11 protein-coding genes are annotated in these 12436 nt (G+C 75.0%); 1 reads left to right on the top strand and 10 read right to left on the bottom strand.

From position 1 onward, the window contains the following. Positions 1 to 20: 20 nt before the first annotated feature. The 7 genes from rodA to E8D37_RS12755 form a co-directional block, all read right to left on the bottom strand. Entirely contained in the window at positions 21 to 1304 is a 1284-nt protein-coding gene (gene rodA / locus E8D37_RS12785) for a rod shape-determining protein RodA (protein ID WP_136570183.1), read from the bottom strand. Next, a complete protein-coding gene (gene mrdA / locus E8D37_RS12780; RefSeq protein WP_136570182.1) occupies positions 1301 to 3589 on the bottom strand; it encodes a penicillin-binding protein 2 in 2289 nt (762 codons plus the stop codon). Before mrdA ends, rodA begins: the two co-directional genes overlap by 4 nt. After that, positions 3586 to 4095 carry a rod shape-determining protein MreD gene (gene mreD, locus E8D37_RS12775; protein ID WP_136570181.1) on the bottom strand — a complete coding sequence of 170 codons (510 nt, stop codon included), beginning with the start codon at positions 4093 to 4095 and terminating at the stop codon, positions 3586 to 3588. The genes mrdA and mreD overlap by 4 nt, the downstream gene beginning before the upstream one ends. After that, positions 4095 to 5183, bottom strand: a complete 1089-nt coding sequence (gene mreC / locus E8D37_RS12770) for a rod shape-determining protein MreC (RefSeq protein WP_240770395.1) — start codon at positions 5181 to 5183, stop codon at positions 4095 to 4097. The genes mreD and mreC overlap by 1 nt, the downstream gene beginning before the upstream one ends. A 10-nt stretch (positions 5184 to 5193) precedes the next feature. Next, positions 5194 to 6219, bottom strand: a complete 1026-nt coding sequence (locus tag E8D37_RS12765) for a rod shape-determining protein (protein ID WP_206055736.1) — start codon at positions 6217 to 6219, stop codon at positions 5194 to 5196. A 311-nt stretch (positions 6220 to 6530) separates the two neighbouring features. Beyond that, entirely contained in the window at positions 6531 to 6947 is a 417-nt protein-coding gene (gene ndk / locus E8D37_RS12760) for a nucleoside-diphosphate kinase (RefSeq protein ID WP_136570180.1), read from the bottom strand. Between the two features lie 25 nt (positions 6948 to 6972). Next, positions 6973 to 7662, bottom strand: coding sequence for a pyridoxamine 5'-phosphate oxidase family protein (locus tag E8D37_RS12755; protein WP_136570179.1), 690 nt, complete (start codon positions 7660 to 7662; stop codon positions 6973 to 6975). Positions 7663 to 7760: 98 nt separating this feature from the next. Here E8D37_RS12755 and E8D37_RS12750 point away from each other — a divergent pair, with 98 nt between their 5' ends. Then, positions 7761 to 9110 (top strand): PLP-dependent aminotransferase family protein, encoded by a 1350-nt coding sequence (locus E8D37_RS12750; protein ID WP_206055735.1) that lies wholly within the window; start codon positions 7761 to 7763, stop codon positions 9108 to 9110. Between the two features lie 141 nt (positions 9111 to 9251). Here E8D37_RS12750 and E8D37_RS12745 read toward each other — a convergent pair whose 3' ends face one another. From E8D37_RS12745 to E8D37_RS12735, 3 genes are read right to left on the bottom strand one after another with little or no spacing between them, the layout of a single operon-like run. Beyond that, positions 9252 to 9671, bottom strand: coding sequence for a DUF4233 domain-containing protein (locus tag E8D37_RS12745; protein WP_240770394.1), 420 nt, complete (start codon positions 9669 to 9671; stop codon positions 9252 to 9254). Continuing rightward, positions 9668 to 11191, bottom strand: a complete 1524-nt coding sequence (locus E8D37_RS12740) for a folylpolyglutamate synthase/dihydrofolate synthase family protein (RefSeq protein ID WP_136570178.1) — start codon at positions 11189 to 11191, stop codon at positions 9668 to 9670. The genes E8D37_RS12745 and E8D37_RS12740 overlap by 4 nt, the downstream gene beginning before the upstream one ends. A 35-nt stretch (positions 11192 to 11226) precedes the next feature. Further along, positions 11227 to 12213 (bottom strand): GNAT family N-acetyltransferase, encoded by a 987-nt coding sequence (locus tag E8D37_RS12735; RefSeq protein ID WP_136570177.1) that lies wholly within the window; start codon positions 12211 to 12213, stop codon positions 11227 to 11229. Positions 12214 to 12436 lie beyond the last annotated feature (223 nt).

Genomic DNA, 12436 nt, shown 5'->3' with positions numbered 1-12436 from the left:
GCCCCGGCTCGGCCCGCGGCTCAGCGCGCGGCCAGCGTGTACCGCATCGGGCGCGGGGCGGTCGCCCGCATCCGGATCGCCAGGAGCAGGCCGACGGCCATGAGCCCGGCGAACAGCGAGGAGCCGCCGTAGGAGACGAAGGGCAGCGGGACGCCGGTGACCGGCATGATCCCCAGGCACATGCCGATGTTCTGGAACGCCTGGAAGCCGAACCAGCAGGCGATGCCGGCCGCGGCGACGCGTCCGAACACGTCGTCGGAGAGGCGCGCGATCGCGAGCGCCCGCCACACCACGACCCCCAGGAGGACGACGAGGAGCCCGGCCCCGACCAGGCCGAGCTCCTCGCCGGCCACTGTGAAGACGAAGTCGGTGTGCTGCTCGGGCACGAACCCTGACTGGGTCTGCGAGCCGTGGAACAACCCCTGTCCGAACAGCCCGCCGTTGCCGACCGCGATGCGGGCCTGCTCGACGTTGTAGCCGGCGCCCTGCGGGTCCAGGTCCGGGTTCGTGAAGGCCAGGAACCGGTCCACCTGGTAGGCCTTGAGGACGCCCGCGGCGACGGCGAGGACGGCCGCGGTCACGCCCCCGCCGACGAGGAGCGCCAGCCAGCGGCGCGGGGCGCCGGAGACACCGAGGACGCCGAGCACGGTGGCCGAGAGGACGAGCATGGTGCCCAGGTCGGGCTGGGCCAGGATGAGCAGGGCGGGCACGCCCGCCACCGCCAGCATGAGGACGATCTCGACCGCCCCGACCCGCGGCCGCCAGCGTCCCTCCAGCCGGCGGGCGAGCACGAGGGCCATCCCGACCACGACGGTGAGCTTCGCCAGCTCCGAGGGCTGCAGCGACTGCCCGCCGATCACGATCCAGGACCGCGAGCCGTTGATGGTCGAGCCCATCACGAGGACCAGCACCAGGCCCACCAGGGAGGCCAGGTAGGCGACGGGCGTGAGCAGCCGGATCCACCGGTGCGGCACGACCGCCACCGTGACCATGAGCGCGAGGCCGATGACCACGTTGACGACCTGCTTGTCCAGGAAGGCCCGGGGGTCGCCGCCGGTGAGGGAGTCGCGGTTCGCGGTGGCCGACCAGATGAGCATCGTGCCGAGCGAGACGAGTCCGAGGACGGCCAGCAGGAGGACCCAGTCCACCCCGCCCCAGCGCAGCACCGGGCGGCCGTCGGCGGGCCGGGTGCCGGCGGAGCGTCCACCCCGCGTCGTCCCACCCCGTGACGTCCCACGCCGCAGGCCGGCGCCGGCCGGCGACGACGGGCTGCCGACCGCCCCGATCACCCGCACCCCGCTCATGCGCCGCTCCCCTTCGCCGTGCCCGACGCGGCCTTCGCCTTCGCCTTCGTGGTGGACTTCCCGGCGCTCGCACCGGTGGTGCGCGGCGGGAGGATCGAGCCGTCGTCGGTGAAGACGGGCAGGCCCTCGGACTGCACGACCCCGGGGATCGCGGAGTCGTCGGTGTCGACGCTCTCGCCGTCGACGCCGTAGAGGGACTCCCAGATCTTGCGGACGGCCGGGCCGGACGTGCCGGAGCCCGTGCCGCCCTGGCTCACCATCATCACCACGACGTAGTCGTCGGAGTACGAGGCGACCCACGAGGTCGACTGCTTGCCATAGACCTCGGCGGAGCCCGTCTTGGACCGGATGTCGACCTTGCTCAGCGGGAAGCCCTGCATCTTCCAGGCCATCGTGCCCTCGCTGGTGACGCCGGAGAGCGCCGTGTCCAGGTAAGAGAGGACCTTCTTCGGCATGCTCACGTGCCCCACCACCGACGGCTTGATCCGCTTGATCACCGTGCCGTCGGAGCCGACGACGGCCTTGCCGACCCGGGGCGCGTAGAGCGTGCCCCCGTTGGCCAGGGCCGCGTAGGCGCGGGCCAGCTGGAGGGGCGTCACCAGGGTGTCGCCCTGGCCGATGGCGAAGTTCGCGGCGTCACCGGCCCGGTAGGCGTAGCCGTCCGCACAGAACTCCTGGGCGAACTGGTAGAGGAAGTCGGAGGTCTTCGCGGTCTGCGGCTTGCGCGCGATCCCGCAGTAGTAGGACTTCATCGACTTCCAGTACGAGCGCTTCCAGCGCCGGTCGGCGACCCGACCCGAGGCCTCGCCCGGCAGGTCCACGCCCGTGGCCTGGCCGAAGCCGAACTTCTTGGCCTCGGCCACCAGCGGGTCCTTGGCGTTCACGTCGGTCTCATCGGAGCCGTACTTGAGCCAGTAGTGGTAGCCGATCCGGTAGAAGAACGTGTTGCACGAGACCTCGAGCGCCCGCTGGAAGCCGATGAGGCCGTACGCCTCGGACTCGTAGTTCTTGAACGTCCGGTTGCCGATCGTCACGGAGTTCGAGCAGTTCAACTGGGTGCTGGTGGAGTAGCCGTGGGTCAGCGCCCCCACCGTCATGAACGGCTTCCACGTCGAGCCGGGGGCGAACTGGCCCTGGGTGGCGCGCGAGAGCAGCGGGGTGCCGGCCTTCTCCGAGTACAGCCGGCGCAGCTGCTTCTCGGTGATGCCGCCGGCCCAGACCTCGGGGTCGTAGGTCGGCTGGGAGGCCATCGCCACGATCCGTCCGGTGTCGGCCTCCATCACCACCACCGCGCCGGAGTCCGCGACGTAGTTCTTCTTCGTGACGCTGTCGTAGGTGCGCCGCGCCGTCCTGATCGTGCTGGCCAGCTGCTTCTCCACCACCGACTGCACCTTGGCGTCGATGCTGGTCACGAGGGTGTCGCCGGGGCGCGCCTCCTCGTCGTCGCTATCGCCGAGCACGTTGCCCTGGGAGTCCACGGTCACCGAGGACGTGCCGGGCAGGCCGCGCAGCCAGGTGTCGTACTCCTTCTCCAGGCCGGCGCGGCCCAGCACCGAGTCGGCGTCGACCGAGGTGTCGTTGTCCTTCTCGGCCTCCTCCAGCTCGTCGGAGGTCACCGAGGAGGTGTAGCCCAGGACGTGGGCGAGGTTGACCCCGAACGGGCTCGGGTAGGACCGCACGCTCTGCTGCTCGAGCACCACCGACGGGTAGTCCTCGGACACCTCGCTGATGGCGAGCGCGACCCTCTGCCCGACGTCCTCGGCGACGGGGACGGCCTGGTAGGGCGAGCCGTTCCAGCACAGGCCGCTCACCGCGCCGTCGGTGCCGCAGTCGACGAGCTCGCGGTCGATCCGCCGCCGCGCGACGCCGGTGACCTCGGCGACCCGGTCGAGCACCACGTCCTGGTCGGCCTCGCTGAGGTTGCCCAGCAGCGTCCGGTCGACCTCGACGACCCAGGCGAGCCGGTTGGCCACCAGCGTCCGCCCCTGGTCGTCGACGATGAGGCCGCGCGTCGGCTGGGTGACGATGTCGCGCACCGACTGCGAGGCCGCCTGCTCCTGGTAGGCGTCGCCCTCGACGACCTGGAGGTAGTACAGCCGGGCCAGGAGCGTGGCGAAGAGCGAGAGCACCAGCGCCTGGATGACGATCAGCCGCATCCGGGAGAGCCGCTGGGTGCGCGGCTCCTCCCCCGGCGTGCCGCCGGGGGGACCACCGGCGCGGTCGGCCGGGCGGTCGCCCCGCGAGCCCGGGGCGGGGCGGGTGCCGCGACGTCGGAACGGGCTCATGCCGGGCCCGGCTCCAGACGGCGCAGCAGCGCCAGCAGGGGCGGGAGGACGAGCGGGGTGAGCGCGACGTCCCACACCACGGAGGCGAGGACGGCGAGCATGAGCTCCCCCGTGCCGACGCCGGCCGGGTCGCCCAGGAGCAGGCCGCTCAGGGCGACGAGGCTGGCGCCCACGAACGAGCAGCCGGCGACCGTGGCCACCGTGGAGAGCGCGGTCGGGGCGACGTCCGGCCGCAGGCGCCCGGCGAGGTAGCCGACGACCACCAGGGCGAACGCCCAGCGCCCGGCCACGTGCTCGGCCGGCGGCGCGAGGTCGACCAGCAGCCCGGCGCAGAAGCCCAGCACCATGGCCGGCTGCGGGCCGCGGGCCAGCGCCACGGCCACCACGACGAGGAGCACGAGGTCCGGCACGACGCCGTGCCAGGCGACGTGCGGGGCGACGACGACCTGGAGCAGCAGCGCCGCCAGCACGACGGCGCCGGTGACGAGGGTGCGCACGGGGCTCATCAGCCGTCGCTCCCGGAGGTGTCGGACGAGCCGGAGCTGCCCGTGATCAGGCCGCGGGCGGAGTCGGTGCCCTTCGGCACGATCACCCCCACGACGTCGAGGGAGGTCATGTCGACCGACGGCTCGACCTCGACCCGCACGGAGGAGTCCCGCAGCGAGCTGTAGACCTTGGTGACCCGCCCGATGCGGATCCCGGACAGGTAGGGCGCGCCGTCCTGGCTGCCCCAGGTCAGCACGGTCTCGCCGCGGTCGGGGACCTCGGTGGAGTCCACGAGCTCCAGGTCGAGCGTGGCCCCGTCGCTCACCTCGCCGCGGCCGGTGAGGAAGCCGAGGGTGCCCGAGGAGCCCACGCGCGCGCCCACGGTGGAGTCGGCGTCGGTGATGAGGACGACGGTCGAGGTCGAGGAGTCGGCGGTGAGGACCCGGCCGACGAGCCCGTCGCCGGCGATGACCGTGTCGTCCGCGGAGACCCCGTCCTCGGTGCCGGCGTCGATGGTGACGGTGTCGGTGAACGTCTGGGCCGCGCCCCAGCCCACCACGCGCGCGGCCACGACCGCGCGGTCCAGGTCGTCGGCCTCGGCGGCCAGCGCGTCGTAGGTGGCCAGCCGGCGGGTGTCGACGTCGGCGGTGGCCAGCTGGTCGGTGAGGGCGTCGTTCTCGGCCTGGAGCTCGGCCACCTGCGCGCGCAGGGCCGAGCGGCTGGTGAAGAAGTCGCCGATCGCGGTGAACGGACGCACCAGGGCGGCCGTCCCGGACTCCAGCGGCCCCACGACGTCAGCGACGACCCCGCGGGCCGCCTCGACGGGCCCGTGGTCGGTGGAGAGATCGAGGGTGGTGACGGTGGCGGCGGCCAGCAGCAGCGCCGCCAGCAGGGAGCGGGACGCCGGCGCGGCCGGCGCCGGGCCGGCGGACCAGCGCCGCTCCCGGCGCTCGACGCGGGAGAGCAGCGAGCCGGGCACCCGGCCGCGACGCCAGCGGCCGCCGGCGCGGCCGCGGCCCTCGGCGGAGAGGTCTCGGAAGGGTCGGCGCACGGGGCCCGGCGCGGACGCGGGGTCCGGGCCGCCCGAGCGCGGGAGCAGGTCGGTCACCTCGGCGTCCTCATCGCCGCACGTCGCTGACGAGCACCTGCTGGAGCGCCTCGAACTCCTCGACGCACTTGCCGGCGCCGAGGGCGACCGAGGTGAGCGGGTCCTCCGCGACGTGGACCGGCATGCCGGTCTCGTGCCGGATGCGCTCGTCGAGCCCGCGCAGCAGCGCACCGCCGCCGGTGAGGACGATCCCGCGGTCCATGATGTCGCCGGCCAGCTCGGGCGGGGTCTGGTCCAGGGTGCTGCGGACGGCGTCGACGATGGCGCTCACGGGCTCCTCCATCGCCTGGCGCACCTCGGCCGTGGAGACCGAGACCGTGCGGGGCAGGCCGGAGACCATGTCGCGGCCACGGACCTCCGCCTCCGGCTCGTCCGGCAGCGGGAAGGCCGAGCCGAGGGTCGTCTTGACCTCCTCGGCGGTGCGCTCGCCCAGGAGCAGCGAGTACTCCTTCTTCATCCAGGACACGATCGCGGCGTCGAGGTCGTCCCCGGCGGTGCGGATCGAGAGGCTGGTGACGATGCCGCCGAGGCTGATCACCGCGACCTCGGTGGTGCCGCCCCCGACGTCCACGACCATGTTGCCGGTGGCCTCGTGGACGGGCAGGCCGGCGCCGATCGCGGCCGCCATGGGCTCCTCGATGATGAACACCCGGCGGGCGCCGGCCATGTAGCCGGCCTCCTTGACGGCGCGCTGCTCCACCGCGGTGATGCCGCTGGGCACGCAGACCACCAGGCGCGGCTTGGCCAGCCACGAGCGGCGGTGCACCTGCCGGATGAACCAGCGCAGCATCTGCTCGGTGGCCTCGAAGTCGGCGATCACGCCGTCCTTGAGCGGCCGGATGGCGGTGATCCCCTCGGGGGTGCGCCCGATCATCCGCTTGGCCTCGTGCCCCACGGCCAGGATCTCGCCCGTGCCGGAGCTCAGCGCCACGACGCTGGGCTCGTCGAGCAGGACGCCCTTGCCGCGGGCGTAGACGAGCGTGTTGGCGGTGCCGAGGTCGACCGCCATGTCTCGGCCGAGGAAGCTGTTCGCCATCGCAGGTGCGTCCCTGGGTGTGCGGGCACCCCGGGCGTGACCCGTGGTGCAGGTGGGGAAGGGGAGACCTCGTCGCGGCGAGGTCGATCCAGGCTAGATACCCGATCTACGGGTTCGCGGGAGACACGCGGGACGTCGTGGGCCCTCCTGCGCCGGGTGCGTCACGCGGTGTCGCGGGCGGGCTGACGGAGGCGGACGGCGGGCCGGACGGGCGGGCCGGACGCGGCACCGCCCCGCACGCCGACGGCGTGCGGGGCGGTGTGAGCCCGTGTGGCCCGGGGTGAGCCGGGGTGAGCCGGGGTGAGCCGGGGTCAGGCCGGGAACCAGATGCCGATCTCGCGGGCGGCGGACTCCGGCGAGTCGGAGCCGTGGACGATGTTCTCCTGCACCTTGGCGCCCCAGTCGCGGCCGAGGTCGCCGCGGATGGTGCCCGGCGCGGCGGCGGTGGGGTCGGTGGCGCCGGCCAGCGACCGGAACCCCTCGATGCAGCGCTCGCCCTCGAGCACCATGGCGACGACCGGGCCGGAGAGCATGAATTCCACGAGCGGCTCGTAGAACGGCTTGCCCTCGTGCTCGGCGTAGTGCTCGGCGAGCATCTCGCGGGTGGCGGTGAGCTTCTTCAGCTGGGCCAGGGTGTAGCCCTTGGCCTCGATCCGGCGGATCACCTCGCCGGTGAGGCCGCGGCGCACGCCGTCGGGCTTGACGAGGACGAGGGTCTGCATGGTCATGCCCCGACCCTAGCGAGGCCGGGACTCACCGCAGTGAGTCGGCCCTCACACCCACCTCGACCGGCACGGGCAGGTCGGCCGAGTGCGCGTCGGGAACGACGTCCCCGGCGATCGTCCGCAGCGGCAGGTGGCCCGCCCAGGCGCCGGCCGCCACGTCCTCGTCGTCGTCCACGGGGCCGCCGTCGCGCACCTTGAGCGAGGCCTCGGCCAGGGGCAGCGCCAGGACGACGGTGGCCGCCAGCTCCTTGCGGCTCATCGGCCGCAGGGTGGCCGCGCGGCCGGGCACCAGGTGGTCGACGACGAGGTCGAGGGCCCGGAGCCGCTCGTCCTCGTCCTCCACGCGGCGCAGCGCGCCGATCACGACCGCCGACCGGTAGTTCATGGAGTGGTGGAACCCGGAGCGGGCGAGGACCAGGCCGTCGAGGTGCGTGACGGTGAGGCAGACCGTGCGCCCCACGGCCGAGGCCAGCCAGCCCGCGGCCACGGAGCCGTGCACGTAGAGCGTGCCGCCCTCGTCCGGCCCGGACTCGTCCAGCGCCACCGCCACGGGCAGGACGACGGGGTGCGCGCCGTCCCCCTCCCCCACGGTGACCCCGAGGTGACCGATGAGCGCCTCTCGCAGGCAGGCGTGGAGGGCCTCCCGGTCGTCGAGGGCCCGGTGGCGGCTGCGGGTGAGGCTGGTGCGGGGCGTCGGCTGGAGCGGCAGCGTCGTCATGCGGCCCAGCCTCCCCCACGAGTGGCCCGGTCACCAGTGCCACTATCGTGGCAATCCAGCAGGCCACTTGGCCTCGTCCCCGCGTCAGGAGCACCGCCGTGACAGACCCGCTGCTCGCCGTCCACCTCGAGCGTGGGTCGAGGACGCCGCTGGGCGCCCAGCTGGCCGCCGCCGTCCGCGGCCGCATCGGGGACGGCACCCTGCCCGCGGGGGCGCGGCTGCCCTCGAGCCGGGCGCTCGCCGCCGACCTCGGGGTGGCCCGCTCGGTGGTGGAGCAGGCCTGGGCGCAACTCGTCGCGGAGGGCTGGCTGGAGGGTCGGCGCGGCTCCGGCACGTACGTGGCCGGCAGCAGGGTCGCCGCCCCCGACGCGCCCGCGCCCGCCGCCCCGGAGCCGCCGCGGAGCCTGCTGCGGCTCTCCAGCGGCCACCCCTGGGTCGACCCGTCGCACGACGGCGCCCAGGCCGCGGCCTGGCGCCGCGCGTGGCGCGACGTGGGCGCCGCCGGCCCGCCCGACGGCTACCCCGACCACCGCGGACTGGCCGATCTGCGGGCGGCGCTGGCCGAGCGCCTGCGCCGCACGCGGGGCCTCGACGTCGGCCCGGACGACCTGCGGCTGACCACCGGCACCACCGACGGCCTGCGTCACCTGCTCACCGCCCTGCCCGCCGGGCCCGTCGGCGTCGAGGACCCGGGCTACGCGGCGGCGGTCGCGCAGGTGCGGGCGCTCGGCCGCGAGGTGGTCGACGTGCCGGCGCTGGACCCGCCGACCACGGCCTCCGGCCTCGCCGGGCTCGCCGCCCTCTACCTGACCCCGGCCCACCAGCACCCGCTCGGACCGGTGCTGCCCGCGGCCACCCGCGCCGCGCTGATCGGGGCGGCGCGCGAGGCCGGCACGGTGCTGGTCGAGGACGACTACGACTCCGAGTTCCGCTACGACGTGGCGCCCGTGCCCGCCCTCGCCAGCCTGGACCCGGGCACGGTGGCGCTGCTGGGCACCGTCTCGAAGACGGTCGCGCCCGGGCTGCGCCTCGGCTGGCTGGTCGCGCCGCCCGACGTCCTGGGCCGGGTGGACGAGCTGCGCGGGACCACCCACGACTCGCCGTCCTGGCCCGCCCAGCGGGCGCTGCTCGGCCTGCTGCGCGACGGCTACGTCGACCGGGCGGTGCGGTCCGCGCGGCGCGTGTACGCCCGCCGCGCCGCCCGCGTCGAGCAGGTGCTCGGCGACTGGCTGCCCGGGGCCGTGGCCGGCATGTACGCCACCCTCCCCCTGCCCGGCGAGCAGGCGGACGCCGTGCACCGGGCCGCCCGGGACGCCGGCTTCGACCTGCCGCTGCTGGCCGACTCCGCCCGGAGCAGCGGCGCCACCGGCGTCGTGCTGGGCTTCGGCGGCTGCACGGACGCCCAGCTGGAGCAGGCGCTCGCCGTGGTCCGGGCCGCCCTCGTGTGAGAGCCGGAGCCGTCGGGCCGGACGTCGGGCCGGACGTCGGGCCGGACGTCGGGCCGGACGTCGGGCCGGACGTCAACGGGGTGGATGCGGTGCAGCAGGTGCACCGCATCCACCCCGTTGAGGAGTCAGCTCGGCGAACGCCTACTCGGTGGAGGCGTCCGGCTGGGCTTCCGGCTGGGCTTCCGGCTGGGCTTCCAGCTGGGCGGCCTGCTCGGCCGCGTAGGCGGCGAAGGCCTCGGCGCGCTCGCGGTCGATCTTGGCCGAGAGCCACAGGGCGGTGCCCCACAGCAGGGCGAAGATGCCGCCGAGGAAGTACATCGGGGTGACCAGGAGGCCCATGGCGATGGCCAGGACCTGGACGATCCACCCGGCCCCGTAGGCCCACTCCTTGCGCAGCAGCGCGGGTAGCAGCAGGCACACGACGGCCAGGCCGAGGCCGAGGCCGAGCGCGGCGCCGGTGGGGACGCCGCCGAGCGTGATGAGCACGGGCGTGGTGAGCCCGAGGGTGATGCCCTCGAGCACGAGGATCGCGGAGCACAGGCCGCGGCGCGGCGACCTCACTCGTCCTCCCCGGAGCCGTGCAGGCCGTCGGACAGGGTGTCGCGCAGCAGCGCCTCGAGGCTCACCTCCGACAGGTCGCCGCCGCCCTCCTCGTCGTCCTCGAGCTCGAGGGTCTCCTCACCGCGCGTGAGCACGACCGACGGGCCGACCGACCGGGCCGGCCGGCGCGGGGCCAGCAGCGTGCGGGCCTCGCCGGCGGTGATGACGGAGCCGGTGACCAGCACCGCGCCGGAGCCGATCGAGGCGCCGCCGCCGTCCGCGGACTCGGCCAGCGCGGTGGCCTCGGCGATGGCGTCGGGCAGGTGCGGCTGCACGTGCACGCGGTCCTCGCCGAAGACGCCGACCGCGACCTCGGCCAGCTCGGCGGCCGGCATGCAGCGCGGGGTGGAGTTCTGGGTGCACACGACCTGGTCGAGCTGCGGCTCGAGCGCGACCAGCAGCTCCTCGACGTCCTTGTCGGCCATGACGCCGAGGACGCCGACGAGCGGGCGGAAGGTGAAGGAGTCCTCCAGCGCCGCGGCCGTGGCCTCCGCGCCGGCGGGGTTGTGGGCCGCGTCCAGCAGGACCGTGGGGCTGCGCCGCACGATCTCGAGCCGCCCGGGCGAGCTGACCTGGGCGAAGGCGGCCGCGACGACGTCCGGCGAGAGCGCCTCGGAGCCGCCGAGGAACGCCTCGACTGCGGCCAGGGCGATCGCGGCGTTCTGCGCCTGGTGGGCGCCGTACAGCGGGAGGAACAGGTCGTCGTAGCGGGCGCGCAGCCCCTGGAGGCTCACGGTCTGGCCACCGAGCGCCGGGGTGCGCGAGACGACCCCGAACTCGACGCCCTCGCGGGCGACGGTGGCGCCGACGGCGGCGGCCTGCTTGAGCAGCACCTCCGCGACCTCGGGCAGCTGGGCGGCCACGACCAGGCTCGCGCCCGGCTTGATGATCCCGGCCTTCTCGTGGGCGATCGCCTCCGGCGTCCCGCCCAGGTACTTGGCGTGGTCGACGGCGATGGGCAGGACGACGGCGACGTCCCCGTCCACCACGTTGGTGGCGTCCCAGGTGCCGCCCATGCCGACCTCGACGACCGCCACGTCGACGGGCGCGTCGGCGAACGCGGCGTAGGCCATGCCGACGACCGACTCGAAGAACGACATCGGGAAGGGCTGGTCCTCGTCGACGAGGGCGAGGTAGGGCGCCACGTCGTTGAAGGCGCGCACGAAGGCCTCGTCCGACAGCGGCTCGCCGTCGACGCTGATCCGCTCGTTGATGCTCTCCAGGTGCGGGCTGGTGAAGCGGCCCGTGCGCAGCTCGACGGCGCGCAGCAGGGCGTCGACCATCCGCGACGTCGAGGTCTTGCCGTTGGTCCCGGTGAGGTGGATCGTCCGGAACGAGCGCTGCGGCTCACCGAGGAGCTCCATCAGGGCGCGGATGCGGTCGAGCGAGGGCTCCAGCCGGGTCTCCGGCCAGCGCGAGAGCAGGGCGTCCTCCGCCTCCGCGAGGGTCTCCGCGAGGCGGGGTGCGGGGGTGTCGTCCATGATCGGACCAGTCTAGGGACCCCGGCGCGCTGCCCCTACTCGACCGCGCATCCCCGGGCCTCCCCGGGCCGCTCCCCCGGCGGCCGTCGGCGCAGCACCACCTCGGCCATGTCGGTGAGCGGCCGGAAGCCGAGCCGGGCGTAGAGCGCGTTGGAGACGGGGTTGCCCGCGTCGGTGAACAGGCAGACGCGGGCCCCCTCGTCGCGGCGCAGGGCGCTGACGTGGGCCGTCAGCGCGGCGGCGTAGCCGCGGCCGCGGTGCTCCTCGGGCGTGAGGACGGGGCCCACCCGGCTCACGCCGTAGGCGGTCGGGGTCGCCCCGACCACGCACACCGGCTCGCCGTGGTCCTCCCACACCCACAGGCCCTCGTCGCCGAGGCGCCGTCGGACCCAGTGCTCGTCGAGGTGGTCCCCGGCGTCGCGGACCGTCCTGCCGGCCTGGCGCGCGGCCTCGGTCTCGAAGCGGCCCAGCACGGGCACCAGCCACCCCAGGTCGCCCTCGTCGGCCCGCCTCGGCAGCCCCGGGGGCCGCGGCGGTGGCACGAGCGCGTCGAGCTCGAAGAGCCGGATCGGCACCGCCACCTCGGGGACGCGGGCCTCGCCGCGCAGCCGGGCCAGCTCCGCCAGCAGCCAGGCGGTCGCCGGCGCGGCGCCGTTCGCGCTGGACGCGTCGTCGCCGCGCTCGACCAGGCGCGCGGCCACCGCGAGCGCGGCTCCCCGCGGCATCGGCAGCACGTAGAGGGGGTGCGGGGCGAACGAGGCCGTCCGCATCACCACCGAGACCACCGGTCCGCCCGGCTCCCGGACCGTCACCCACCACGGCGCGAAGCCCTCGTCGGACGCCGGGCGCACCGCGCCGGCCCAGGCGGCCGTCGCCGAGGAGACCACGGTGGAGAGCACCGGCTGCGCGGCGAGGAAGTCGGCCGCGGCGCGGGTGAAGGCCGCCGGGTCCGCGTACCGCTCGACCTGCCACGCCACGTCGTCGTCGACCGGCGGGGACGGGCTCAGCGGGTCCGGTTCCATGGCGAGAGGCTAGGCACCGGCGCCGCTAGGCGGCCACGGGTTTCCTGGGTGGACGCGCGGGCGGGGCGGCGTCCCGGCCCCGTCCTCACGACCACCCAGGGTGTCCAGCCACTCGGCACCGCCGGTCCGGGTGCGAGGGACGCCGCCCACGCTCGTCCAGCGTAAAGCGTCTCACCCCTCCGGGCGAGACAGGCGCCGGTGGACGGACGTGGCCGGGCCCGGC

It is taken from the genome of Nocardioides sp. GY 10127 (assembly GCF_004919085.1).
Classification (GTDB): domain Bacteria; phylum Actinomycetota; class Actinomycetes; order Propionibacteriales; family Nocardioidaceae; genus Nocardioides.
This window is presented reverse-complemented; position numbering and strand designations above follow the sequence as displayed.